The sequence below is a fragment of the Winogradskyella psychrotolerans genome, from assembly GCF_018860545.1.
In the GTDB taxonomy this organism is placed as follows: domain Bacteria; phylum Bacteroidota; class Bacteroidia; order Flavobacteriales; family Flavobacteriaceae; genus Winogradskyella; species Winogradskyella psychrotolerans_A.
The window spans coordinates 26,602-51,874 of sequence record NZ_JAHKPN010000002.1 but is presented as its reverse complement, the minus strand read 5'-3'; the positions used below and the strand labels follow the sequence as shown (position 1 = coordinate 51,874).

At 34.3% G+C, this 25,273-nt stretch carries 24 protein-coding genes; 14 read left to right on the top strand and 10 right to left on the bottom strand.

All coding sequences use genetic code 11. The features are described 5' to 3' along the window. Genes KO515_RS00245 through KO515_RS00235 form a run of 3 tightly spaced genes read left to right on the top strand, consistent with a single transcriptional unit; the run spans position 1 to position 2,035 of the window. Complete coding sequence (locus KO515_RS00245; RefSeq protein WP_215934373.1) at positions 1-501, top strand: GNAT family N-acetyltransferase; 501 nt, start codon at positions 1-3, stop codon at positions 499-501. Next, complete coding sequence (locus KO515_RS00240) at positions 498-1,832, top strand: MATE family efflux transporter (protein WP_215934372.1); 1,335 nt, start codon at positions 498-500, stop codon at positions 1,830-1,832. The genes KO515_RS00245 and KO515_RS00240 overlap by 4 nt, the downstream gene beginning before the upstream one ends. A 26-nt stretch (positions 1,833-1,858) precedes the next feature. Next, a complete protein-coding gene (locus tag KO515_RS00235; RefSeq protein ID WP_215934371.1) occupies positions 1,859-2,035 on the top strand; it encodes a hypothetical protein in 177 nt (58 codons plus the stop codon). A 110-nt stretch (positions 2,036-2,145) separates the two neighbouring features. On the opposite strand, the gene KO515_RS00230 is transcribed toward KO515_RS00235, so the two are convergent. Then, the gene (locus KO515_RS00230) at positions 2,146-2,775 is read right to left on the bottom strand and encodes a 2OG-Fe(II) oxygenase (RefSeq protein ID WP_215934370.1); all 630 of its coding nucleotides are present in this window, start codon (positions 2,773-2,775) and stop codon (positions 2,146-2,148) included. Between the two features lie 283 nt (positions 2,776-3,058). Here KO515_RS00230 and KO515_RS00225 point away from each other — a divergent pair, with 283 nt between their 5' ends. Both KO515_RS00225 and KO515_RS00220 read left to right on the top strand, forming a co-directional pair. Then, positions 3,059-3,511 (top strand): 6-pyruvoyl trahydropterin synthase family protein, encoded by a 453-nt coding sequence (locus KO515_RS00225; RefSeq protein WP_215934369.1) that lies wholly within the window; start codon positions 3,059-3,061, stop codon positions 3,509-3,511. A 10-nt stretch (positions 3,512-3,521) separates the two neighbouring features. Then, a complete protein-coding gene (locus tag KO515_RS00220) occupies positions 3,522-4,274 on the top strand; it encodes a UDP-2,3-diacylglucosamine diphosphatase (protein ID WP_215934671.1) in 753 nt (250 codons plus the stop codon). Positions 4,275-4,284: 10 nt separating this feature from the next. Here KO515_RS00220 and KO515_RS00215 read toward each other — a convergent pair whose 3' ends face one another. The 4 genes from KO515_RS00215 to KO515_RS00200 all read right to left on the bottom strand — a co-directional run bounded on the left by KO515_RS00215 (position 4,285) and on the right by KO515_RS00200 (position 9,008). Then, a complete protein-coding gene (locus KO515_RS00215; protein WP_215934368.1) occupies positions 4,285-5,550 on the bottom strand; it encodes an MFS transporter in 1,266 nt (421 codons plus the stop codon). 74 nt (positions 5,551-5,624) lie between these two features. After that, on the bottom strand, positions 5,625-6,737 hold the full coding sequence (locus KO515_RS00210; protein WP_215934367.1) for an OmpA family protein: 1,113 nt from the start codon (positions 6,735-6,737) through the stop codon (positions 5,625-5,627). Between the two features lie 69 nt (positions 6,738-6,806). Beyond that, a complete protein-coding gene (gene recJ, locus KO515_RS00205) occupies positions 6,807-8,498 on the bottom strand; it encodes a single-stranded-DNA-specific exonuclease RecJ (protein WP_215934366.1) in 1,692 nt (563 codons plus the stop codon). A gap of 87 nt (positions 8,499-8,585) precedes the next feature. Then, positions 8,586-9,008 carry an OsmC family protein gene (locus KO515_RS00200; protein ID WP_215934365.1) on the bottom strand — a complete coding sequence of 141 codons (423 nt, stop codon included), beginning with the start codon at positions 9,006-9,008 and terminating at the stop codon, positions 8,586-8,588. A 64-nt stretch (positions 9,009-9,072) separates the two neighbouring features. Here KO515_RS00200 and KO515_RS00195 point away from each other — a divergent pair, with 64 nt between their 5' ends. After that, positions 9,073-9,675, top strand: a complete 603-nt coding sequence (locus KO515_RS00195) for a carboxymuconolactone decarboxylase family protein (protein ID WP_215934364.1) — start codon at positions 9,073-9,075, stop codon at positions 9,673-9,675. A 17-nt stretch (positions 9,676-9,692) separates the two neighbouring features. Further along, positions 9,693-10,466 carry a toxin-antitoxin system YwqK family antitoxin gene (locus KO515_RS00190; RefSeq protein ID WP_215934363.1) on the top strand — a complete coding sequence of 258 codons (774 nt, stop codon included), beginning with the start codon at positions 9,693-9,695 and terminating at the stop codon, positions 10,464-10,466. 31 nt (positions 10,467-10,497) lie between these two features. Here the strand turns inward: KO515_RS00190 and KO515_RS00185 are convergent, their stop codons facing one another. The 4 genes from KO515_RS00185 to rsmI form a co-directional block, all read right to left on the bottom strand. Then, on the bottom strand, positions 10,498-11,070 hold the full coding sequence (locus KO515_RS00185; RefSeq protein WP_215934362.1) for a uracil-DNA glycosylase family protein: 573 nt from the start codon (positions 11,068-11,070) through the stop codon (positions 10,498-10,500). Positions 11,071-11,073: 3 nt separating this feature from the next. Beyond that, the gene (locus KO515_RS00180; protein WP_215934361.1) at positions 11,074-12,435 is read right to left on the bottom strand and encodes a dihydrolipoyl dehydrogenase family protein; all 1,362 of its coding nucleotides are present in this window, start codon (positions 12,433-12,435) and stop codon (positions 11,074-11,076) included. A 90-nt stretch (positions 12,436-12,525) separates the two neighbouring features. Further along, a complete protein-coding gene (locus tag KO515_RS00175; protein ID WP_215934360.1) occupies positions 12,526-12,870 on the bottom strand; it encodes a HopJ type III effector protein in 345 nt (114 codons plus the stop codon). A gap of 4 nt (positions 12,871-12,874) precedes the next feature. Then, positions 12,875-13,546: a 16S rRNA (cytidine(1402)-2'-O)-methyltransferase gene (rsmI, locus tag KO515_RS00170; RefSeq protein WP_215934359.1), complete on the bottom strand. Its 672-nt coding sequence runs from the start codon at positions 13,544-13,546 to the stop codon at positions 12,875-12,877. A 91-nt stretch (positions 13,547-13,637) separates the two neighbouring features. Here rsmI and KO515_RS18900 point away from each other — a divergent pair, with 91 nt between their 5' ends. Continuing rightward, on the top strand, positions 13,638-17,036 hold the full coding sequence (locus tag KO515_RS18900; RefSeq protein ID WP_215934358.1) for a gliding motility-associated C-terminal domain-containing protein: 3,399 nt from the start codon (positions 13,638-13,640) through the stop codon (positions 17,034-17,036). Here the strand turns inward: KO515_RS18900 and KO515_RS00160 are convergent. Further along, positions 17,033-17,785, bottom strand: a complete 753-nt coding sequence (locus tag KO515_RS00160; protein ID WP_215934357.1) for a hypothetical protein — start codon at positions 17,783-17,785, stop codon at positions 17,033-17,035. The genes KO515_RS18900 and KO515_RS00160 overlap by 4 nt on opposite strands. A 188-nt stretch (positions 17,786-17,973) precedes the next feature. Between KO515_RS00160 and KO515_RS00155 the strand changes: the two genes are divergently transcribed. The 6 genes from KO515_RS00155 (at position 17,974) to KO515_RS00130 (ending at position 25,269) form a co-directional block, all read left to right on the top strand. Continuing rightward, positions 17,974-18,621: a thymidine kinase gene (locus tag KO515_RS00155; RefSeq protein WP_215934356.1), complete on the top strand. Its 648-nt coding sequence runs from the start codon at positions 17,974-17,976 to the stop codon at positions 18,619-18,621. Continuing rightward, positions 18,614-19,720 (top strand): alanine racemase, encoded by a 1,107-nt coding sequence (alr, locus tag KO515_RS00150; RefSeq protein WP_215934355.1) that lies wholly within the window; start codon positions 18,614-18,616, stop codon positions 19,718-19,720. The genes KO515_RS00155 and alr overlap by 8 nt, the downstream gene beginning before the upstream one ends. 78 nt (positions 19,721-19,798) lie before the next feature. After that, the gene (mscL, locus tag KO515_RS00145; RefSeq protein WP_215934354.1) at positions 19,799-20,200 is read left to right on the top strand and encodes a large conductance mechanosensitive channel protein MscL; all 402 of its coding nucleotides are present in this window, start codon (positions 19,799-19,801) and stop codon (positions 20,198-20,200) included. A gap of 184 nt (positions 20,201-20,384) precedes the next feature. After that, a complete protein-coding gene (locus tag KO515_RS00140) occupies positions 20,385-21,374 on the top strand; it encodes an aspartate-semialdehyde dehydrogenase (RefSeq protein ID WP_215934353.1) in 990 nt (329 codons plus the stop codon). Positions 21,375-21,604: 230 nt separating this feature from the next. After that, complete coding sequence (locus KO515_RS00135) at positions 21,605-23,734, top strand: prolyl oligopeptidase family serine peptidase (protein WP_436800004.1); 2,130 nt, start codon at positions 21,605-21,607, stop codon at positions 23,732-23,734. A gap of 173 nt (positions 23,735-23,907) precedes the next feature. Further along, positions 23,908-25,269: an Ig-like domain-containing protein gene (locus KO515_RS00130; RefSeq protein WP_252723737.1), complete on the top strand. Its 1,362-nt coding sequence runs from the start codon at positions 23,908-23,910 to the stop codon at positions 25,267-25,269. Positions 25,270-25,273 lie beyond the last annotated feature (4 nt).

Sequence of the window (25,273 nt, the reverse complement as noted above, 5' to 3'; positions counted from 1 at the left end):
ATGATTCGTTTAGCAAAAGAAAAGGATATAAAAATAATTTTAGAAATTACAAAAGCTTGTGCTGAATCTATGATTTCTAATGGTGTTTTTCAATGGAACGACGATTATCCAAATATATCTGCTTTTCAAAATGATATAAAGCGTAACGAGCTTTATGTTTTAGCGTTAGATAAGGTTATTATAGGTTGCATTGTGATTTCTACACTAATGGATTCAGAATATAAAACGGTTAAATGGTTTACAGGAAATGAAAATAACCTTTATATACACCGGTTGGCCATTCACCCAGAATTACAAGGCAAAGGTTATGCGCAGCAACTCATGAGCTATGCAGAACGCTATGCTATAGACAATAACTATAGTTCTATTCGCTTAGATACCTTTTCACAGAACAAAAGAAACCAAAAGTTTTACGAACTTCGCGGTTATAAACGATTAGGAGATATTTACTTTCCAAAGCAAAGTGAGTTTCCTTTTTATTGTTACGAATTGGTATTGTGAGTGCATCTATAACATTAAAACAGATTAATAAATTGGCGATTCCCGCTTTAATTTCGGGAGTGTCCGAACCTATTTTATCCTTAACGGATGCCGCTATCATTGGCAATATGGAACAGAACGCTACAACGTCTTTAGCTGCCGTAGGAATTGTAACCACATTTTTATCGATGTTAATTTGGGTGTTAGGTCAAACCCGAAGTGCTATTTCGTCTATTATTTCACAGTACTTAGGTGCTGGAAATGTGGAAGCCGTTAAAAATTTACCTGCTCAAGCTATTTTTGTAATTACCACACTTAGCCTCATGATTATAGCTGTAACTTATCCATTGGCTTCACAAATTTTTAAACTTTATAATGCTTCGGATGCTATCTTAAATTTTAGTGTCGATTATTATCAAATACGCGTTTTTGGCTTTCCGTTTACATTATTTACTATAGCTGTTTTTGGAACCTTTAGAGGACTTCAAAACACGTACTATCCCATGCTGATTGCTATTTCTGGAGCATTGGCGAATATTGTTCTAGACTTTGTTTTTGTTTATGGTATTGAAAGTGTTATACCTGCCATGCACATTAAAGGTGCTGCTTATGCTAGTGTTTTTGCACAACTTATTATGGCGTTACTATCAGCTTATTATCTACTTAAAAAAACAGATATTCCGTTGCTAGTAAAACTACCTTTTAATCCAGAAATGAAACGCTTTACACTCATGATTCTTAATTTGTTTATAAGAACCATCGCCTTAAATATCGCCTTGTATTTCGGAACTAGTTTTGCTACAAAATATGGTGAAAATTATATTGCTGCGTATACTATTGCGATTAATCTATGGTTTTTGGGTGCTTTTCTTATTGATGGTTATGCTAGTGCTGGCAATATTTTATCGGGAAAATTACTGGGAGCGAAAGATTATAAAAGCCTCTTAGAACTCAGCCGTAAATTGATAAAATATGGCATTTTGGTCGGACTTTTTATTGGAGTAATTGGTGCTGTTTTTTACTATCCTATTGGAAACCTTTTTAGCAATGACCAAGCGGTGTTATCTGAATTTTACCACGTATTTTGGATTGTTCTAGCGATGCAACCCTTATGTGCCTTAGCTTTTATTTTTGATGGTGTTTTTAAAGGTTTAGGAGAAATGAAATACCTTAGAAATGTACTATTGTTTTCAACGCTAGTCGTTTTTATTCCTATCATAATAGTGACAGACCATTTAGATTATAAGCTATATGGTATTTTTATCGCCTTTACATTTTGGATGATTGCTCGTGGTTTACCATTAATTATAAAATTTAGAAAAACATTTAATTCGCTAGCACAAAACGCTTAAATTTGATTCGTAATTTATTTTCTATAATGAGCTTATTAATAACAGTATTACAAAACGTTGATATAGACGAAAAAATTAAGAATGCTCCTGACAGCAGTTATAGCATCGGAGTCTTTATTGGCACACTCTTACCTTTTGTGGTGCTAGTTCTTATCGCTTTTGCAATTTATAGATATAACAAAAACAGATATAAAGACGAATAGTATGGATATTCTTGGCTTTTTAGGCGGAAACGGCTTATTCCTTATTTTAGGATTAGTACTAATAATTATTTTTTTCTACAACAAATATAAAAGACGTTAATATTATAGGTTTATCTCGTTTTCAACCAACCTGTAATACTCAGTCTTTGTGTGTTTACGGGCTTCACTTCATGCTCTAACTCTTGGCTTTCAAAAATAACGACTTTGCCAGGAAATGGATAAATAACCTTGTCTTCACCGTCTAAATAAAGGACCAACTCACCTCCATTTTCAGGTTGCCAGTCTTCACTATTTAAATAACAGACAAACGATAATTTACGTCTATCATCATTTTGGAACGTATCTAAATGTCGTTTGTAAAAGGTGTCCTTAGGATAAATAGCATAATGAAATTCTTTCAAGTTAATGCCAAGGAAACAGGTACGGTTGAGATAGTCTTTTAAATCATTGATTTTATTGAAGAATAATTGTTCAGCAGAATTGATAATGTTTTCATCTATCCAAAGAATAATATCACCACGTACCGTTTTTTTAACGTGCTCATTGGTTTTATTACCAATAGCCGATTTCTTAAACGTATCTTCTTCATACTTTAAAAGCAAGGAATGTCGTAAAGCAATGACCTCATCTTCTGAAAAAAAATCATCAACAATACTATATTTTTGAGATGAAATGTCTGAAATAATACGCTCATAGAGCGGATTTTCAACAAACGGAATAGCTTCAAAAAGGCTACTCACCTTGACTTCTGGAAAAATTTGACATCAACATGTTTCTAAAAAAAATTAAAAAAAGTGCGTAAATGTAATCTAAAAAGCTATTCCTTTTACAAAGAACTCATCATCACTTTTTCTTTATCCTAAAAAATGAGTTAAATTTGCTCATATTTCATCTATTTTCTTACACGTAGCGGTGCTATGTCTTTCAAAAATAGCGTCATCTGAACAAGTTTCTTTTTCGGTTAAAAACAAAAAGTCAAGATGAGTTCAATTATAATATCTTTGCAGTATAATTTAAAATCGCATGAGTAAAATTCGCATTACAAAACAGTTTTCTTTTGAAACAGGTCACGCACTTTATGGCTATGATGGCAAGTGTAAAAATGTACATGGCCATAGTTATAATTTACATGTCACTGTAATTGGAACACCCATTTCAGATGCTTCTAACGTAAAATATGGCATGGTTATCGATTTTGGCGACTTAAAGAAAATTGTGAAGGAAGAAATTGTTGATGTTTTTGACCATGCGACGGTGTTTAACAAAAATACACCTCATGTAGAATTGGCAAAAGAGTTACAAGCTAGAGATCATAATGTCTTATTAGTCGATTATCAGCCAACAAGTGAAATGATGGTGATTGATTTTGCTGAAAAAATTAAACAACGTTTGCCTAATAACATAAAATTACATTCTTTAAAGCTTTCTGAAACAGCGTCTTCATTCGCTGAATGGTTTGCTAGTGATAATGACTAAATCGAACGACATACACATCGCAGAAGGAAAAAAAATCTATTTCGCTTCAGATAATCATTTGGGAGCTCCAACTAATGAAGCCTCTCGACCTCGAGAAAAAAAATTCGTCGCTTGGTTAGATGACATCAAGCATGATGCTGCTGCCATTTTTCTCATGGGAGATTTATTTGATTTTTGGTTCGAATATAAAACGGTGGTGCCAAAAGGATTTACAAGAACTTTAGGGAAACTCGCTGAAATTAGTGATTCTGGAATTCCGATTCATTATTTTGTGGGTAACCATGACTTATGGATGAATGGGTATTTTGAAGAAGAACTAGGTATTCCTGTGTATCATAAACCACAAGAATTTACATTTAATAAGACCTCAGTTTTTATTGGTCATGGTGATGGTTTAGGGCCTGGAGATAAAGGCTACAAACGCATGAAAAAAGTGTTTACCAATCCTTTCTTTCAGTGGTTATTTAAATGGATGCATCCCGATATTGGCGTTAAAATCGGTCAATACATGTCGGTAAAAAACAAAATGATTTCTGGAGATGATGATGCTAAATTCTTAGGTGAAGATAATGAATGGTTAGTGGCGTATTGTAAACGTAAACTTAAAGAGAAACACAGCGATTTCTTTGTGTTTGGTCATAGACACTTACCTCTAGAAATTCAACTAAATGAAACCTCTAAGTATATCAACTTAGGCGATTGGATTCAGTATTATACCTACGGAGTTTTTGACGGTGAAAATTTTGAATTGAAGACATATTAAGCTACTTCCACTATTCTTTTTCATGCTCCTCAATATCTTTAGTGAGATCTAATTCTCGTAACGATACATTTTTAAAACTCATTGTTGCTACCGTAATAAGAGTCACAGTACCTCCGAGTATAACGGCTAATGGTGCGCCAAATAGTTTCGCGGCGACTCCACTTTCAAGCGCACCAAGCTCATTAGAAGACCCAACAAACATGGAATTAACAGCTCCGACACGTCCTCTCATGTCATCAGGCGTTTTAAGTTGAAGAATGGTTTGGCGAATCACCATCGATACACCATCGCAAACTCCAGATAAAAATAGCGCAACAAGACTCAACCATAACACTTTAGAAGCCCCAAAAATTATCATACATACTCCAAAACCAAATACTGAAATCAGTAGTTTTTTCCCTGTGTTTCTTGTGATTGGTAAATAGGTTGTTGCCACCATCGTAATAATACTTCCCGAAGAAAGGGCAGCATTTAAATATCCAAAACCTTTTGGCCCTGCGTCTAATACATCTTTTGCAAATACAGCAAATATGGCCACAGCACCACCAAATAAAACAGCAATCATATCTAAGGTGAGTGCTCCTAAAACAACTTTATCACTAAACACAAAATTGAGTCCAACCTTTAGACTGTCTATCACCGATTCATTTGTTTTTTTATTTAGAACAGGTTTCTTTTTTATACCAAAGACTACTATTAAAGACAGCATCACTAATGAAAATATAATACCAAGCGTATGATGCACACCAATCCATGCGATTAAAAATCCGCCACAAAGTGCTCCAAATACATTAGCGCCTTTCCAAGTACTACTACTCCAAGTGGCTGCATTGGGATATATTCTTTTTGGTACAATTAAGGCTATAAGCGAGAAAATAGTGGGCCCAAAGAAGGCTCTTAAAACACCACCAAAAAACACTAAACTATAGATGCCATATAGAATATAGTTGACTGTCCAAGAGTTTTCAATGGCCTCTGAAGTGAGCCAAAACAATCCAAAACTTATTAATGAGAATAAGGCAATGCAAAGCGTAAACAAGTTTCGCTTTTCTTTTTTGTCAACAATATGGCCTGCAAAAGGTGCTAATAAAAATGCTGGTAAAAATTCACACAGCCCAATGATGCCAAGGCTCAATTTATCATTAGTTAACGAATAAACCTGCCATTCGATAACAATAAACTGCATAGACCAACCAAAAACCAAGGCAAATCTAACTAGTAAAAAAATGTTGAATTCTTTAATTCTTAATGCTGCGTATGGATCGTTTTTTGCCACTTTAATTTAAAATTATGAGACTAGCAGGTCTGCAATTGATTCAATACAAATGTATAATAAGCAAAGATCTTATTTTACTTTTGTATTAACTTAAAAGCAACACGTCTATTTAATTGTCGTCCTTCCTCTGTGTCATTAGTTGAAATCGGTTGTGTACTTCCAAAGCCAAAGGATGTAATTCGAGTTAGTTCCAAACCCTTTTCAATTAAATAATCTGCCACCGCTTTGGCTCGCTGTTCTGATAATTCTTGATTTCTAGTTTCTAAACCGATGCTATCTGTGTGACCATAAATTTCAACGTTTAACATAGGGTTAAGTTCTAGATGTTTATAAAGTTGATTAAGTTCTTCTTTTGAAATAGCTAATAATTGGGCTTTATCAAAGTCAAATAAGACATTTATGAAGGTGTACGTCTCATTAGTTTTAATAATGGGTGCTTTAACCGTTTTGAATGTATCTTTTTTGACGTTCACTTCGCCTTTTTCTGAAGGTTCAATTGAAATGTCATCGATATAGTAATAAGAAAACAAAAAAGGACTATTAGATAATACATCTTCTTTTTTTGTTTTAGCATTTCTATAAAAATTACCAATAGAAAAGTAATTCTCATAACCTTCGGCTGTAAATTCGAAAGTATATGCCATCCAAGACTCTTTATTAGACAAATAAATATTATCAGGATTTGAATACATTTTAAACTTTCCTTCAGTCGCTTTAGATGGTTTAATAGCCTTATCACAAGCATTAGAATGATGACAAGGTTTTAATTTTTCTTCCGTAATTAAAACTTGAATATCCTTTAAAGCATAAGACGATTTATCTGCTAAACTCAAATAAAAAGTCATTGTGTATGTCTTTCCTTTTATTAATGTTTTAGAAAGTTCTCCTTGAACATATTCTCTGTAGTTTTTGTCTGTAAACAAATACATTCCAGCATAAGTTGTTCCTGCTTTAGCTTCTTGAAACCCATTATAGTTTCTACCTCCCATAGTCGCTTCGCAGGTGTCAAAAAAATCTGTTGATCCATAATTTGGTATAGACCAATTTGTAATATGAATTTTAAAACCTCCTAAAATTGAAATGCAATGTTTTGTTCTGTGATCCTCAAAACTGGGGTTGAGTACTAAGTTTTGACCTATGGAAATAAAGCCACAAAAAAGTAAGAGCAATACGATTGGTTGTTTCATACAAACGCAACGGAGAAATAATCAATTATATTTTATACCTACAAGGTTTTTGAAACCTTGTAGGATTCATTATGCTTTAATATCCTTCAGCTTTAACTGTAAACTCACATTGCCATTCCAATGGTTTTCGTCAATAGCGTAGGCAGCACTAAACGGTCTTTTACCTTTTATGATATCAATTTTATCGCCTAAACCGAAACCAATACAAACAATTTTATCGTTAAAAGATTGTGTTGCCGTAAGTCTAATATGCTTATCATCTTCACCGACGCATTTGCCCCAGCCTGTATCTTTAAGGTTTTGAGACATAAAAGTAGGTGACATATTGCCTGGGCCAAATGGTGCAAATTGTTTAAGAATTCGCATTAATTTATCATTGATTTCTCCCAACTCTATATCCAAATCAATTTTGAGTTCGCGAGTTAATAATTTTGGATCGATGGTTTCTTTAACGACACTTTCAAATTTGGCTTTAAAAGCCTCGTAATTTTTTGGATCTAAAGTTAATCCAGCTGCATATTTGTGACCCCCAAATTGTTCAATGTGTTCGCTACAGGCTTCTAATGCATTATAAACATCAAATCCCGAAACTGAACGTGCCGAAGCCGCTAGCTTATCTCCACTTTTAGTAAATACTAATGTTGGTCTGTAGTACGTTTCAATTAAACGTGATGCTACAATACCAATCACTCCTTTGTGCCATGATTCATCATAAACAACTGTGGTAAATCCCTGTTGCTCGTTATTCTCTTCAAGTTGAACTAAGGCTTCTTCCGTGATACGTTTATCAGTTTCACGACGGTCTGTATTAAAATTGTCGATTTCTACGGCATATTTTGCAGCTAGGTTAAAATCCGTTTCCGTTAAAAGCGTTACCGCATGGTTACCGTGTTTCATACGGCCTGCGGCATTAATTCGTGGAGCAATGATGAACACAACATCCGTAATGGTAAGTATATCTTTTTTTACTTCAGCAATGATGGCCTTCATTCCAGGTCTTGGATTGGTATTTATCACCTGTAAACCCATATAAGCCAAGGCTCTATTTTCATCTACAATTGGAACAATATCCGCTCCGATGGCAGTCGCTACTAAATCGAGATATTCCGTTAAATCCTCAACGGTTTGCCCTTGTCTCGAAGCCAAAGCGGTAATCAATTTAAAGCCTACTCCACAGCCACACAATTCTTTAAAAGGATACTCACAATCGTCGCGTTTAGGATCTAAAACGGCTACTGCATCTGGAATTTCAGCTCCAGGTCTGTGGTGATCACAGATTATAAAATCAATACCTTTTTCTTTGGCATAAGCGACTTTATCTATGGCTTTTACACCACAATCGAGCGCTATAATTAGTGAAAACTCATTATCGTCTGCAAAGTCTATACCTTTAAAAGAGACACCATAACCTTCGTCATATCGATCTGGAATGTAAGTGGCAACAGTATCTGTTCTTGTTTTTAAATAGGAAGACATTAAAGCGACGGACGTTGTACCATCAACATCATAATCCCCATAAACCATTATATTTTCACCAGCATCGATTGCCTTTTCAATACGTTCAACAGCTTTATTCATGTCCTTCATTAAGAATGGATCGTGAAGCTCACTAAAACTTGGCCTGAAAAATGTTTTAGCAGCATCAAACGTGTCAATACCACGTTGCAACAATAATGTCGCCACAATATCATCGACTTGAAGTGCTTCTTTCATTAATGCCACTTGAGTGGCTTCGGGTTTTGGTTTAAGTGTCCAACGCATAATTAATGTCTTCTCGAGCGCAGTCGAGAGGTTATTTTAATTTGAATTTTGAGGTCTCGACTGCGCTCGACCTGACGTAATTAATTCTTATTTATTATGATAATGAATATGAGTTTCAACGGTTGCAAATTGTCTAAACATTTCCATCACTCCACAGTATTTATCAACCGATAAGTTGACGGCACGTTCACATTTTTTTTCGTTTAAATCTGAACCATAAAAATGATAATCGACTACAACCGTATGATAAATTTTTGGATGTTCTTCAGTCAATTCACCTGAAACTTCAATTTTAAAATCATCGATTTCAACTTTCATTTTATCTAAAGTCAAAATGACATCTAAACCTGAGCAACCTGCTAAAGAGGATAGCATCATGGCTTTAGGTGCCATACCTGAACCAGTACCTCCAAATTCTTCGGAAGCATCCATCATTATAGATGACCATCTTGGGTTATCAGATTCAAAAGTCATGTTGCCTCTCCAATGTGTTGTTATTTTATCTGCCATTTTTTCTGTTTAATAATTAGAACTATTATCTTGTTCATTCAAAAATACTACTAAAAAAATAATTATGGCATTAGTAACTCCTTTGTCTGCGGAACACGATTTAGAAACAAAAGAACTCGCAGAATTTTTTAATGAAACCCTTGGGTTTTGTCCAAACTCAGTACTAACCATGCAACGCAGACCTGCAATATCTAAAGCCTTTATTAATTTAAACAAAGCCGTTATGGCCAATGAAGGCAGAGTAACCTCAGCCTTAAAACGTATGATTGCTTGGGTGAGTAGTAACGCAACAGGTTGCAGATATTGCCAAGCACATGCGATTAGAGCAGCCGAACGTTATGGAGCAGAACAAGAACAGCTAGATCATATTTGGGACTATAGAACGCATTCAGCATTCTCAGAAGCAGAACGTGCTGCTTTAGATTTTAGTTTGGCAGCGTCGCAAGTACCAAATGCGGTTGATGCCGATATCAAAAAACGATTATACAAATACTGGGATGAGGGTGAAATTGTAGAAATGTTAGGTGTGATTTCGTTGTTTGGTTATTTGAACCGTTGGAATGATTCTATGGGAACAAATATAGAGGAAGGTGCCGTTGAAAGTGGGAATCAATATTTAGGGAAACATGGCTTTTCTGTTGGAAAGCATGATGGGTCGCTGTATTAATTTAAATACATTTAATTATGAAATTACGTAAGCTTACTTTTCTATTTTTAATACATGCTTTTTGTATATTAAGTTGTAAATCTTCTGAAAAGGATAAGAATGATGATTCTTTTACTTTTATTGGAAGAGATGCCTATACTATTAATGTTTATAATGGATTAGAATATTATAAACTAAATGAAACTCGAAAATTTATGGATGGCTATTACGTTGTTGGTGATAAGATGTCTAAATGGGAAGAATTTGAGTTTAAAGAGGGCTTATTAAATGGAGATTATATTGTGTTTCATCCTAATGGAGAAATGTTTTCGCATACGCAATATTCAAATGGTAAAAAGCATGGAGATGAGCTCATGTATTTTCCAGATGGAGTTTTAAATAGTAAAAAAACATATCAAAATAATATTTTGGTTGGCAGTACATATTCTTATTTTGAAAATGGTAAAGTGCAGTCCGAATCGATAATTGAAGATGGTGAATCTATAGAAACTCAAAATTTTGATTTATTAGGAAATATAGTGTCTCAGCGATTTATAAAAGACAGTAGAACAATAACGCAAAAAATTGTTGAAGGCAAAATTTATTCCGAAATGGTATCCTCTAATTACGACAATTATGAAACTGCAAAATTTTATAATGAAGATGGTACAATTCACTTATACTTGCAAATGATAGAAGAAAATGACACCATGTTTATACTTGAATTAAATGAAGATGGAAAAGAAATAAAACGTGTTGATGCAAAGGCTAATCCGCAAGAAGCAATGACTTATTTTAATTTGTTTAATTGAGAATATTAAACCAAAAATTATTTTTTCAACATTATAAAAGTATTGATTTCACCTTTTTCTGCAACTCAGGTACTACTAATTCTTCAAACCAAGGATTTTTACTCCTCCAAAACCGATTTGTTGGTGACGGATGCGGAATTGGAAAATAAGTTGGTAAATAAGACTTATAGTCTCCCACAGTTTCTGTCAACGTTCGTTTAGCGTTTTCTTTTAAATAATACTTTTGGGCGTAAGCTCCTATTAAAATAATCAATTCCACATTTGGCATCTTTTCTAATAATTGCTTGTGCCATTGGGGTGCACATTCTGGTCTTGGTGGTAAATCTCCTGTTTTTCCTTTTCCTGGATAACAAAATCCCATGGGAATAATGGCGAAGTTTTCTGTATTGTAAAATTGTTCTGTTGTGACATTAAGCCATTCTCTTAAGCGTTTTCCACTTTGGTCGTCCCAAGAAACCCCAGATTGATGCACTTTTGTTCCTGGTGCTTGCCCAATAATTATGATTTTAGAATTTAAATGAGCTGTAGCTACAGGTCTCGGCCCTAATGGTAAATGTGCTTTGCAGAGGGTGCATTGGCTTATGTTATGAAGTAAGTCTTCCATAAATTAGTCCTCATCTTTCAGCATAGATTTTAAATCGTTAGTGTAAGATGGATAGGTAAATATCTGTTTTTTAAAATCGTTTAAAGTTAAGCCTTCATTTATTGCCATCGCAAAAATATTGATAGTTTCATTGGCTTGTGAGCTCAACAAATGCGCTCCAACAATTTTATTGGTACGTTCGTTAACTAATATTTTGTAAGCATAGGCTTCTGCATGTTCCTTTTTAGCGTTATACCAATCTGAAGCATCACCTTTAAAAACTTTAATATTTTTATAACGACTTTGGGCTTCTTCTTCAGAATACCCAACACTAGCTATTTGTGGCTTCGTAAAAACAACCGATGGCACTAGCGGATTTTTGAATTCCTTTTTATTTCCGTTTATAATATTATGGCCTGCAATATAACCTTGCAAACCAGATAGTGGTGTTAGTGGTAACGATTTACTAGAGACATCTCCACAAGCATAAATATTGTCATTACTAGTACTTTGCATAAAATCATTCACTAAAATACCTGATTCATCAACTTTAATATTAGCATGTTCTAAATCCAACTTTTCAATTGCTGGCACACGACCTGCGGTATTGAAAATTTTTCTAGCTTTTATGGTTTTAGTCTTTCCATTTTTTTCATAGGTCAACTTTAAGTTTTTCTTCAATTTTTTTACTTCGACAGGATTGGTATTAAACATGAAATTCACTCCATTCTTTTCTAAAACTTCGACTAGCTTTTCAACTAAAAACGAATCGAATTGAGATAGAGCATTGTTTCCTACCTCAATCATGGTCACGTCACAACCCATTGTAGAAAGCATGTAGCAAAATTCCATGCCAACATAACCAGAGCCTATAAATATGGCTGATTTGGGGATTTTTTTCAAATTCAGAATATCATCACTCGTTTTCAATAGGTCTGAACCTTCAAACTCTAATTGTCGCGGCACATGACCTGTAGCAATTACAAATTTATCTGCAGAAATGGTTTTACCTTCAACCATAGCTTCATTGTTACTAATGAATTTTGGAGATTGATGATACAAATCTATACCCAATTCTTTTAAATCACTTTCTGTAGATGTCGGAACGGGTTTGGTGAAAGATGTTTTAAATTTCTTAACAGCTTTCCATTTAATTTTAGGTCGTTTTTTAATTCCTAATCCTTTTAGCTGCGTTGTGTTTTGCATGACATCTGCAAATTGCATCAGTACTTTCTTGGGATCACAACCTCTTGTTGCACAAGTGCCTCCATATTCGCGTTTATCAGAAATCGCTACGGTTAATCCTGCTTCTATACAGGCTTTAGCTGCGGTTTGACCTGCAATGCCACTGCCAATAACAAAGACATCATAATGTTTAGTTTCCATATTTCTAGATTGAAACATGAAATTATGAAAATTAAAGGCTGATGATTAATCCGGCTACTGTAAAAGTTAACCCAAATACGAAACGGAATTTTAGCTTTTTTCTAAAGGAAAGGTTTCAAAGCGTAGGCCTTCAAAGCCTGTTTTTATAAAATTTCGGATGTTTTGATGCCCTGTTCCTTCTGGATTTAAGAGGACATCTTCAAAATAATAGCTGCCAAAACAAGCTAAAGTTTCTTCTATTGTTAATTTCTGATCCACAGCAAAGGAGAGCAGCTTACAAGAGCCTAAGTTTTGGTCTTCAGCATTTTTTAAGCTTCCATTTGTAAATGCGGTTGGTTTAAATAAATAATTGCTATCTATAACAGCCATGGTTTCAGAAAAATTTATCTGCTTTGGACTGGATTTTAGCTTGGTTAAAAAATTATCTACAGTCATTATTCTATTTATGTTTTCCTTCTACCACAATGACAATTTCTCCTTTAGGTGGCTTGTTAGTATAGTGTTCTAAAACGTCCTTTGCAGTGCCTCGAATCGTTTCTTCATAGAGTTTGGTGATTTCTCTAGAAACAGAGACCAATCTATCCTCTCCAAAATATTCACAGAAATGACCGAGCGTTTTTATAAGCTTATGTGGACTTTCGTAAAAAATAATGGTTCTAGTTTCTTCAGCTAAAAGCAATAATCGGGTTTGTCGTCCTTTTTTAACAGGTAGAAAGCCTTCAAATACAAACTTGTCGTTGGGTAAGCCACTATTTACTAGAGCGGGTACAAACGCTGTGGCTCCTGGTAAACAATCGACTTCAATCCCATGTTCTACACAGGCTCTTACCAATAAAAATCCAGGATCTGAAATGGCTGGAGTACCAGCATCACTAATGACAGCGATAGTCATTCCTGCTTTTAGTTTTTCAATTAAATGATTCACCGTTTTATGCTCGTTGTGCATATGGTGGCTTTGCATTTGTGTGGTGATCTCAAAATGCTTCAAAAGTTTTCCTGAAGTTCTGGTGTCTTCAGCCAATATTAAATCCACTTCTTTTAAAACGTCGATAGCTCTAAACGTGATGTCTTTTAAATTTCCAATAGGAGTAGGGACAAGGTATAACTTCATGTTAAAATAAACTTAATATCAAATTTACAATCTTTTCTATATCTTAACGCAACCATTTGTAAGAATCTACATCTTATATAAAAACCAACCTGTGCTAAAACCACTTTATTTTATAGTAGTTCTATTGTTTAATGTCTGTTTCTCTTATAGTCAAACAACGGATTTATCTATAGCTATAGAAGCTCAAAACTTAAGTGGCACTGCTGTTTCTCAAGTTAATATTTATGAGGATTTTCAATATGTGATTACGGTTTTAAATTCGGGAAACTCAGTTGATAATGCAACTGTTTCTATAAATTTTAATTTAAACCTAAATATCCTTTCTTATAATTCACAAAACAATAATGCAGGAGCTTCTGATATTTCTAATTTTAATGTAATTGATAATGTGCTAACGGCTTCAATTGCATCGATGCCTAACAACTCAAGTGTGGAATTGTTGGTGTTGGTTACTACACCCACAAATTTAGGAGGTATCACTGCTAACGGAACTGTAAGTCCACCAACAAACACAGAAGATACAAATACGAGTAATAATCAATCTATAATTTCTATTGATGTTTTGAATATTGATGTTGATTTTTCAGTTACTCATGTACAGATTAATCCTGCAGAAGGTACTGCAATTAGTGCTTGGGGAGATTCGGTAACCTACCAATTTACTATTAGTAATAATAGTGTTTTTAATTTTCCTATTTCAAGATTTACGGGCTATTTAGGTCTCAGTTCGCTTCCACTTAATGGGCAACCTTTTGCAGAATTAATCTCACTTGAATGTATTGGTTCAACAAACGGAACATTATGCCCAGATTTAACAGGGTTTTTAGGTAATTCTGGTAACGTACAGTCTGAAAGTCTATTATTTACTTTTGCTGAGCCAATGGAAATAACAGCTGGAGGTAGCGTTTCTTTTGAAATGGTTTACCGATATACCAATTTATCATGTTCGCCAAACCCAATGCCTATATCTGTTGATAGTTATGTCAATATTCAGTTTAATAATATTGATAATAATTCTGTAGATTCAAACAGCGTTACTACAGATTTACTTTTGGCAGAGATTTGCTCAGAAACTGACTTATGTATTGAAACAGTGCAAATCAATCCAGATGTTTCTGAAACTTTAGATTACGGGCAAGATATTACTTTTTTAACTACAGTTTGTAATAGTGGGCCAGTAGCAACACCTATGCGCTTCTTTTTTCAGAACTTATCTCCTTTAAACTGGAGTATTAGTTGGTTTAATTGTATAGAAACGACTGGGCCAGTTAATTGTAGTGATTTTACATTAAGTATCGGCAGTCAATTATGGTCGAGTAATGATTTTTTTTTACAACCAAATACCACTATAACGGTTGAAACGGTTTTGAGTTATCTAGAGCCTGATTGTTATAATAGTAATAACGAAATTTTAGCTGAAGTAAGAAGCGCTACTAATATTTTAGATAGCCAATTAGTAGATTCTAATTTTGAAGATAACTATTTCTCTAACTCTTTGTTTTTTCCTTCAGTAGAACCTTGTGGCACAGAGGTTCCTACGGATTTTTTACAAGTTTCAAAAACACAAATAAGTCCTGAGTTGCCTTTTGGAAGTTCTCAACAAAACACTGCGGCATGGGGTTTAGTAACATACGATATTACAGTCTCAAATGTTAGTGATGAAGATGCGATAATTGTGCTGCAAGATTATATGCCTAATCTTACTGATGATGATCCTGCATTATTTGCAACACTAACGAATATAGAATGTATCGCAGCAACAGGAACGGCATCTTGCTTTGCAATAGAAAATGCAAATATAGGAGTCACTTTAGACGGTATTTCTGAAGAAGGAGGATTTGATGTTTTTTGGCAAATTACGGCTGAGGAAAATTGGGAATTACCAGCAAACAGTTCTGTAACTTTTAATGTATCCATTGATTGGTTACCAACTTGTTCTGAAGATCCAATAATTGGAACTAATATGGTAAGCGTAGATTTTGCAAATGAATTAACCGATGAGTATTTTGCAAATAATTCTGCTTCTGTAAACACTCATTTTGCTCCATGTTTAGATTTAATTGTGCAAACTTATCCAGAGTTTACACAGGTAAATACCAACCAAGCGTTTAATTGGATTATTGATATTAGTAATAGTGCCACGAGTTCTAATGCTACAGATGTGCTATTTGAAAATACACTTAATGCTGCGTTTAATATAGTTGGCACTCCTAGTTGTAGTGTTGTTTCAGGAACAGCATCCTGTATTTCAGATTTTGATATCACGGGGAATTTTGTATCAGGACTCATTCCAAATATGGAGCCAGGTTCCACAGTGAGAATTAGTATTCCTGTATCTGCTCCAAGTTTTGGAGGTGCTTTTAATAATATTGCTGAAGCCTTTCCGGATGCTACAAATAACCAAGAGTTGACGCCAGAATCTAACATTTCTATTAATAGCGTGCAAGTTATAGCTCCTGTTTTGCAAAAGTCATTTGTGCCAGAAACTATTTTTGAAGGAGGTGAAAGCGAATTAATATTTACCGTTTTTAATATCGCTTCAAATCCGTCTCAAACTGAGATTTCCTTTACAGATAATCTACCAAATGGCATTTATCTTACGGGTGTTCCAAGTTGGATTGAAGCTAATGGAAGTACCACAACATTTATAGGAGCAGCAGGAGATACTTTTGTTGGAATTGAAAATTTGGTGTTTCCAGAAGGTGTTGTAAGTTGTACGTTTTCTGTGAGAATTAGTGCAGATGTTTCGGGAAGTTATCTTAATAATTTTCAGAATTTCACTAACAATAATAATGTAGATACCTCTCAAACAAGCGCCACATTAAATGTGATTGTGGATACATCTAACGTAGATATTGAAATTATTAAAACCGTAGAGCCATTGGAAGCGGTTTATGGTGAGCATGTAGATTTTACGATTACAGCTACTAACTTAGGAACAACAACTGCAACGCTTATAGAAGTGATTGATATCTTACCACAAGGTTACGATTTTGTTTCAGTAACTACGAGCTCAGGTATTTTTGATGAGACTACATTTATTTGGAGCATTTCAAGTTTAAATCCAGATAGCTCGGAGTCTTTAATATTAACATCAAGCGTCATTTCTTCAACCGATTTAACCAATTTAGCCATATTACATAGCGTTAACGAACCTGATAGAGATTTGACTAATAATGAAGATAATGCTACTGTAGAAATTTCAAATTGTTTAATTATTCCTGAAGGTATTTCACCTAATAATGATGATAAAAATGATACACTTGTTATTCCGTGTATTGAAGATTATTTAGGGAATACGCTCAAAATATACAACCGTTATGGCACACAAATTTATGAGGCAAAGAACTATCGCAACACTTGGGATGGAACAGCTAATATGGGACTTTTAAAAAGCTCAAACCTGTTACCCGTTGGTACTTATTTTTATGTCTTGGAAGTTAATGGTATTGCAAAACCTTTTGTGGGCTATGTGTATTTGAATTATTAATTAAACCGACCTTCAACAAGTTCTATAAAACGCTCTTCGTATTCTTCTTTTCCATCCCAATTGTTGTAGTCTGGTTTTACGTATTCTAAAATTAATTTTCGAGCTTCCCCTAAAGAATGTGTCGTGTTAATTTGAGATATTACACGATCGTAATCTTCGTTTTTACCTTCAAACAAATGTTTAATAAAAGCTAATTTATCATTAAGACCAATCTTTAATCGCTGGCCTTTTAATTTGTCGTTTAAAGATTTATTGGTATGCTCTACCTCACGTTTTTTGGCGTCTTCAATTGGTTCAAATTCAGGAATTTCATCAAAACCAGAAGTAATAGTTTCAAACTCAATAGGAGCAGGATTTTCAGGTTCTGATGGTAACGCTTTTTCTAGTATAGTATCAGCCTCACGTGTTTCATCGGGCATATGAGCTACTATATCTTTAATTTTCTCCATTAAAGGCTCGGTGATATCATCCTCTTCGGTATCATCTAAATTGATATAGGTTTTGTCTTCAACCTCAATCGTATCGCTAAATTTATTATTAAATGCGGTGTCTAGCATATCAAAAAATGAAGAGTCATTTCCAATAGTAGGCAGATGACCTTCAAAATTATCTTGAGCAAATTTTAAAACAGTCAGTTTTTCATAGAGTAAGGCAACTTCTTCGTGCAGCTTATTGACATCCTCTCTACCCGTTAGTTTTAGAATCCTATGTGCAATGCTAACTAATTCTGATTCTAATTTCTTTTTCATAGTTCTAATATTTTATATTGAAGAATTTTAAAGTTCTCCAAGTATTGAAAATCAATTCATAACTCTAATAAAAAAAGGAATATAATTTCTTTATTCGCTTTTCGTAAGTTTTACTTTTGATTTTTAATAAATTTGCGTGACCTTTATAAAAACGGAGTTGGACTCCGATTCAGTGCTAAAATTACAAAATGTTTCTCGAAAATACAGTAAATCAGAAAGAACAATTTGGGTGGATTGAAGTCATCTGCGGATCTATGTTCTCAGGTAAGACCGAAGAATTAATCCGACGACTAAAACGTGCTCAATTTGCAAAGCAAAAAGTGGAAATTTTTAAGCCTGCTGTAGACGTACGTTATGATGAAGACATGGTGGTTTCTCATGATGCTAATGAAATTCGTTCCACTCCAGTGCCTGCTGCTGCTAATATTCCGATTTTAGCAGATGGTTGTGATGTGGTTGGGATTGATGAAGCTCAGTTTTTTGATGATGAAATTGTACGTATCTGTAACGATTTAGCAAACAAAGGGATACGTGTTATTGTCGCCGGATTGGATATGGATTTTAAAGGCAACCCTTTTGGACCTATGCCAAATCTTATGGCTACGGCAGAATACGTAACTAAAGTGCATGCTGTTTGCACAAAAACCGGAAATTTAGCACAATACAGCTACAGAAAAGCATTGAGTGATGATTTAGTTTTATTGGGGGAAGTTGACGAATACGAACCCTTAAGTAGAGCGGCTTTTTATAAAAGTATGCAACGCGATAAAGTAAGACAGATGAAAGTGAATGATGCTGAGGAAATTGAATCTAAAGATCCCAAACGGAATGTCTAAAGCGTTAGAAACGACGCTTGAAATTGATTTAAGAGCGCTCACACATAACCTTAATTATTTAAAGTCGAAACTTCAACCACAAACAAAATTTTTAGCTGTGGTTAAAGCCTTTGCTTATGGTAGTGATGCTGTTGAAATTGCCAAACACCTAGAAACATTACGCGTTGATTATTTTGCTGTAGCCTATACGCAAGAAGGTATTTCGTTGAGAGATGCAGGTATTAAAACGCCAATACTAGTTTTACATCCGCAAGCGATAAATGCAGAAACTTTAATTGACCGATGCTTAGAACCCAATATCTATAGTGCTAAACTATTAAATGACTTTATTACTACCGCAGAAAAGCAAGGTCAAAAAAATTATCCCATACACCTTAAATTTAATACAGGCTTAAACCGCTTAGGTTTTAGTCACAGTGATGTGGATACTGTAGTTAAGAGACTGCAGTCAACATCAGCAGTGTATGTTAAATCTATTTTTTCTCATTTAGCAGCAAGTGAAGATCTTAGTGAAAAGGATTTTACTGAACAACAAATAGAAACTTTCAAATCTATAGCTGAAACGTTTAAAACAAAATCAGGAATAGCGCCATGGTTACATCTATGTAATACTTCTGGAATTCTTAATTATCCTGAAGCGCATTTTAATATGGTGCGAAGTGGCATTGGTCTATATGGGTTTGGAAATTCAGAATTAGAAGATAAAAACTTTAAACCTATAGCAAGTTTAAAATCTGTAATTTCTCAAATACATGAGATTGAAAACGGGGAATCTGTTGGGTATAACAGAGCTTACACCTCTAATCGTAATGAAAGGGTAGCAACAATACCTATTGGCCACGCAGATGGTTTAAGTCGTATTTATGGGAATAAAAAAGGTTTTGTTTTTATTAATGATGAGAAAGCCTTCATTATTGGTAACGTTTGTATGGATATGATTATGGTAGATGTAACAGACATTAATTGTAAGGAAGGAGATGAGGTTGTTATCTTTGATAAGATATATACAGCTAATGAAATTGCGGAATCGGCAGGTACAATTTCTTATGAAATATTAACCGCATTATCTAAGCGGATTAGGCGTGTATTTCTGCCATAACAATGTTTTTCAATTATTTTGTGACTTTTTTAGTAACTTAGTGTCTTATTAATAACCTAACTAAAAAGAGACTAGATTATGTTAAAAGAATTCAAAGAATTTGCAATGAAGGGTAACCTTATAGACATTGCAGTTGGTTTTGTAATGGGTGCTGCTTTCAAAGAAGTAGTGACTGCATTTACTGGAGGTATTGTATCTCCGTTAATTGGTATGATTTTCGATTCAGACTTTAAAGCGTTGAGATACCAATTAAAAGAGGGAACTCTAAATGATGCTGGTGAAACAGTAGGAGCAGTTTTCTTAGAATACGGTACATTCTTAACTAACGTTATTGACTTTATCATTGTAGCATTTGTAATGTTCCTTGTTGTAAAAGGAGTTAATAACATGAAAAAGAAAGAAGAGCCTGCACCAGCTGCGCCTGCAGGACCATCTGAAGTTGATTTATTAATTGAAATCAGAGATTCATTAAAAAAATAAAAAGATTTAGCGTCATCGCTACACTATTATTTTTAACTAAACCCAGGCTATTATAGTCTGGGTTTCTTTTTTTAATTACAAATTCAATAATTAAAACGCGTAATTTTTATTACATTTTTATGATGAAATTGAGCGGTTTACTTAAAGAAATATTATAATTTTGAAAGTTCTAAATATAGGATTTATGAAAGTAGCAATTGTAGGTGCAACAGGCATGGTTGGTAACGTAATGCTTAAAGTATTAGAGGAACGTAATTTTCCTTTGGACGAATTATTATTAGTAGCTTCAGAACGATCTGTAGGTAATAAATTAAAATTCAAAGGAGAAAATATAGAGGTCATTAGTATTCCTTCTGCTATTGAAAAACGTCCGGATATTGCTTTATTTTCTGCAGGTGGTAACACCTCTTTAGAATGGGCACCAAAATTTGCTGAAGTAGGAACAACGGTTATTGATAATTCTTCGGCTTGGAGAATGGATCTTTCTAAAAAATTAGTAGTTCCAGAAATCAATGCTAATGAGCTAGAAAATACAGACAAAATTATCGCTAATCCAAATTGTTCTACCATTCAAATGGTGATGGCATTAGCACCACTTCATAAAAAATATAAAATTAAACGTATTGTTGTGTCTACGTATCAATCTGTATCTGGTACGGGTGTGAAAGCCGTTGAACAAATGGAAAATGAGATTGCAGGTATTAAAGGAGACATGGCATATCCTTATCCTATTCATAAAAATGCGATTCCACATTGCGATGTTTTTGAAGATAATGGATATACCAAAGAAGAAATGAAGTTGGTTAATGAAACTCAAAAAATATTAGGTGACGCTACCATTGCTGTTACAGCAACTGCTGTTAGGATCCCAACAGCTGGTGGCCACAGTGAGGCAATTAATGTGGAATTTGACAATGATTTTGATCTTAGTGAAGTAAGACAATTACTCAGTGAAACAGATGGTGTTACGCTACAAGACAATTTAGATGTGAATATGTATCCTATGCCTATGTACGCTCACGGTAAAGATGATGTTTTTGTGGGTAGATTAAGACGTGATGGTTCTCAGCCAAATACCCTGAATATGTGGGTTGTTAGTGATAACCTTAGAAAAGGTGCTGCGACTAATACGGTTCAAATCGCCGAGTATCTTATTAAAAATGCTTTAGTATAATATTTTAAGCACATATTTATATTTTTTCAGAATAGCTGTATATTTAAGTATTTCAATCAATTTATTTAAAAGTTGATTGAAATACTGGCTATACGTTGCACCCAAAATTAAAGTAAGTTTTTAGTAGTTTAACATTTTCAAATCACTAAAACCTTATATTTGGAATACGATTGTTTTATTCCAAAAGCTTAATTATGAAAAAATTACTCTTTCTAGCCTTGATGCTCTCAATGGTGATGTCTTGTAAAAACGAAACTGAAACTGTGAAAACGACGACTATAGATTATCCGGAATCCAATAAAATAGATACTATAGACACTTATTTTGGTGAGTCTGTTGCTGATCCTTACCGTTGGTTAGAAGATGATAGAAGTGACGAAACAGAGTCATGGGTTAAAGCTCAAAATGAAATTACATTTGGGTATTTAGACCAAATTCCATACCGAGAAGAATTAAAAGAACGCCTGACTGAACTTTGGAATTACGAAAAAATTAGTGCTCCATATGTAGAAGGTGACTATACCTATTTCTCTAAAAATGATGGTTTACAAAATCAATCTGTAATTTACAGGTACAAAACAGGTGAAGATCCTAAAATCGCTGAGGTATTTTTAAATCCGAATACATTTAAGGAAGATGGTACGATATCTCTAGGAGGTATGAGCTTTTCTAAAAACGGAAAAACTTTAGCCTATGCTATTTCTGAAGGAGGAAGCGACTGGAGAAAAATTTTGGTCATGAATGTGGAAACCAATGAAATTGTTGAAGATACATTGGTCGATATCAAATTTAGCGGTATGTCTTGGTATAAAAACGAAGGGTTTTATTACTCAAGTTATGATAAGCCAGAAGGAAGTGAATTATCTGCAAAAACAGATCAGCACAAAGTATATTATCACAAATTAGGCACAAAACAATCCGAAGATCAATTAATCTTTGGTGGTACACCAGAAGAAAAACACAGATATATTGGAGCCGAAGTTACTGAAGATGATAATTTCTTAATTATAACAGCAAGTGTATCAACGTCTGGTAATAAGTTGTTCATTAAAGATTTATCCAAACCAAATGGTAAACTTATAACGATTTTAGATCATACCGATAGTGATTCATACATTATTGAAAACGTTGGGTTTAAGCTTTACATTATGACGAATTTGGGCGCGCCTAATCAAAAAATTGTAACTGTAGATGCTTCAAATCCAACTCCAGAACATTGGGTAGATTTTATTCCTGAAACAGAAAATGTTCTAAGTCCATCAACTGGTGGAGGTTATTTTTTCGCCAATTATATGGTTAATGCCGTTTCAAAAGTATTGCAGTACGATTATAACGGAAAATTAGTACGAGAAGTTGAATTACCAGGTATTGGTACGGCTTCAGGTTTTGGTGCAAAGAAAGATGAAAAAGAATTGTATTATTCGTATACAAACTATGTAACTCCTGGAAGTATTTATAAATACGATATAGAGCGTGGAACTTCAGATTTGTACAGAAAACCTTCTATCGATTTCAATCCAGAAGATTACGAAAGTAAGCAAGTGTTTTATAATTCTAAAGACGGTACAAAAGTACCAATGATTATTACGTACAAGAAAGGTTTAAAACTGAACGGTAAAAATCCAACAATTCTTTATGGTTATGGGGGATTTAATATCAGCTTAACACCAAGTTTTAGTATTGCAAATACGGTTTGGTTAGAACAAGGAGGTGTCTATGCTGTACCTAACCTTAGAGGAGGTGGTGAATATGGAAAAGCATGGCACGATGCAGGAACCCAGCTTAAAAAACAGAACGTATTTGACGATTTTATTGCAGCAGCTGAGTATCTTATTTCCGAAAACTATACATCATCAGATTACTTAGCCATTAGCGGTCGGTCTAATGGAGGTTTATTAGTTGGTGCTACAATGACGCAACGCCCAGACTTAATGAAAGTAGCCTTGCCAGGAGTTGGTGTTTTAGATATGTTACGTTACCATACGTTTACAGCTGGAGCGGGTTGGGCTTACGATTATGGAACTGCAGAAGATAGTAAAGCAATGTTTGAGTACCTTAAAGGCTATTCTCCTGTGCACAATGTTAAAAAAGGTGTAGCGTACCCAGCAACGTTGGTAACTACAGGAGATCATGATGACCGCGTAGTGCCTGCCCATAGTTTTAAATTTGCTGCCGAATTACAAAGTAAACAAACGGGTAATAACCCAACATTAATTAGAATTGAAACCGATGCTGGCCATGGTGCTGGAACACCTGTTAGTAAAACTATTGAGCAGTATGCAGATACTTATGGTTTTACACTTTATAATATGGGGTTTAAAGTTTTACCGTCAAAAGTCAAAGAAAAAGTAAAAGAGTAATATAGGAGTAATTTAAACGAATTGCTCTTAGTTTTTCGCTTAGCCTGCATTAGATACAATAGACTAAAAAGTATTAATTTTCTTTTTTCAGACGACAACTGATTTTTTTTTGCTAACTTTTGTAGGACTTTTAATCATTTAACTGTCTTATTGATAGGGTATCATTATTGCGTATGAAAAAAAATTACTTTCTATTTTTTATTTCAGTTTTGTTTCTGTGTTCTTGCGGCAGTGATGATGGCTTATCTCCATTAATCATTGAAACTAACCCGGATAATTTGACTATTGTCCAAAATACAGAAATTGAAATTTTTATATTTCTTAATGATTTTAATATTCCTGTAACCGGAGAATTGTCATTGAGTCAGCCCGTTAAGGGAAGTGTTATAATAATAGATGCTAATAATACACCCAACAACCCAAGTGACGACCATATAAAATATACGGCTAATCCAAATGAAGTTGGCGCAGATAATTTTGAATATACTATCTGCAGCACTTCGGGAGATTGTAAAACAGAACAAATTTCTGTGACTATCACCTCAAGCTCTAGTGTGCTTTACGACTTAGAGAATATGCCATTTTCATCATTGTCAGACTATCAATTTTTTGAAGGGGAATTACAAAACTTAGAGCCTACTAATGGTGTAATTCCATATGATTTAAATTCCACTTTATTTAGCGATTATGCTAAGAAGAAACGTTTCATCTGGATGCCCAACAATAGTAAAGCAACATTTATAAATGAAAATGAACTTTTAGATTTTCCTGTGGGAACCATTTTAATAAAGAACTTTTACTACGATAATGTCCTTCCGGATAATGTAACACAAATCTTAGAAACACGATTAATAATTAGAAAGCAGGACGGTTGGGTTTTTGCAAATTATGCCTGGAATAGCGAACAATCAGAAGCTTTATTGGATATGAATGGGAGTTATGTGGATATACAATGGCAACAAGATGGAGAGACTAAATCTGTAGAATATAGAATTCCATCAGAAGCTGAATGCCACACCTGTCATAAAGTGTCCGAAATAGCCAATCCAATTGGTCCTAAACCTCGAAACTTAAATTTAAGTTATGATTATAACGATGGAACAGCTAATCAATTAGAGAAGTTAGTAAGTTTTGGGTATTTAGAAAACACGCTACCGGCCACAATTTCAACACTTCCAGATTATAGTGACAGCAGTACTTCTTTAGATTTAAGAGTAAGAGCCTACTTAGAGATTAATTGTGCGCATTGCCACTCAGAAAATACACATTGTTCATATAGACCCATGCGATTAGACTTTTTGTCTACCGAAGATATCACTAACATAGGTGTTTGTGTTGAGGCAGATACTAATGTTGGCTTTGGGCTAGACCATATTGTAGCGCCAGGTGACGCAAGAAATTCTGTAATGCATTTTAGAATAAGTTCTATAGAACCTTCTACACGGATGCCTTTATTAGCACGTACAATTGTACATGCCGAGGGAGTTCAACTTATTGAAGAATGGATAAACTCATTAACTATAAATTGTAATTAAAAAA

What these genes read in the sequence shown, in the direction of transcription:
- KO515_RS00245 (WP_215934373.1), top strand. Translation starts at nt 1, where the DNA reads ATGATTCGTTTAGCAAAAGAAAAGGATATAAAAATAATTTTAGAAATT.
- KO515_RS00235 (WP_215934371.1), top strand. Translation starts at nt 1,859, where the DNA reads ATGAGCTTATTAATAACAGTATTACAAAACGTTGATATAGACGAAAAA.
- KO515_RS00225 (WP_215934369.1), top strand. Translation starts at nt 3,059, where the DNA reads ATGAGTAAAATTCGCATTACAAAACAGTTTTCTTTTGAAACAGGTCAC.
- KO515_RS00210 (WP_215934367.1), bottom strand. Translation starts at nt 6,737, where the DNA reads ATGAAACAACCAATCGTATTGCTCTTACTTTTTTGTGGCTTTATTTCC.
- recJ (WP_215934366.1), bottom strand. Translation starts at nt 8,498, where the DNA reads ATGCGTTGGACACTTAAACCAAAACCCGAAGCCACTCAAGTGGCATTA.
- KO515_RS00200 (WP_215934365.1), bottom strand. Translation starts at nt 9,008, where the DNA reads ATGGCAGATAAAATAACAACACATTGGAGAGGCAACATGACTTTTGAA.
- KO515_RS00195 (WP_215934364.1), top strand. Translation starts at nt 9,073, where the DNA reads ATGGCATTAGTAACTCCTTTGTCTGCGGAACACGATTTAGAAACAAAA.
- KO515_RS00190 (WP_215934363.1), top strand. Translation starts at nt 9,693, where the DNA reads ATGAAATTACGTAAGCTTACTTTTCTATTTTTAATACATGCTTTTTGT.
- KO515_RS00185 (WP_215934362.1), bottom strand. Translation starts at nt 11,070, where the DNA reads ATGGAAGACTTACTTCATAACATAAGCCAATGCACCCTCTGCAAAGCA.
- KO515_RS00180 (WP_215934361.1), bottom strand. Translation starts at nt 12,435, where the DNA reads ATGGAAACTAAACATTATGATGTCTTTGTTATTGGCAGTGGCATTGCA.
- KO515_RS00175 (WP_215934360.1), bottom strand. Translation starts at nt 12,870, where the DNA reads ATGACTGTAGATAATTTTTTAACCAAGCTAAAATCCAGTCCAAAGCAG.
- rsmI (WP_215934359.1), bottom strand. Translation starts at nt 13,546, where the DNA reads ATGAAGTTATACCTTGTCCCTACTCCTATTGGAAATTTAAAAGACATC.
- KO515_RS00160 (WP_215934357.1), bottom strand. Translation starts at nt 17,785, where the DNA reads ATGAAAAAGAAATTAGAATCAGAATTAGTTAGCATTGCACATAGGATT.
- KO515_RS00155 (WP_215934356.1), top strand. Translation starts at nt 17,974, where the DNA reads ATGTTTCTCGAAAATACAGTAAATCAGAAAGAACAATTTGGGTGGATT.
- alr (WP_215934355.1), top strand. Translation starts at nt 18,614, where the DNA reads ATGTCTAAAGCGTTAGAAACGACGCTTGAAATTGATTTAAGAGCGCTC.
- mscL (WP_215934354.1), top strand. Translation starts at nt 19,799, where the DNA reads ATGTTAAAAGAATTCAAAGAATTTGCAATGAAGGGTAACCTTATAGAC.
- KO515_RS00140 (WP_215934353.1), top strand. Translation starts at nt 20,385, where the DNA reads ATGAAAGTAGCAATTGTAGGTGCAACAGGCATGGTTGGTAACGTAATG.
- KO515_RS00135 (WP_436800004.1), top strand. Translation starts at nt 21,605, where the DNA reads ATGGTGATGTCTTGTAAAAACGAAACTGAAACTGTGAAAACGACGACT.
- KO515_RS00130 (WP_252723737.1), top strand. Translation starts at nt 23,908, where the DNA reads ATGAAAAAAAATTACTTTCTATTTTTTATTTCAGTTTTGTTTCTGTGT.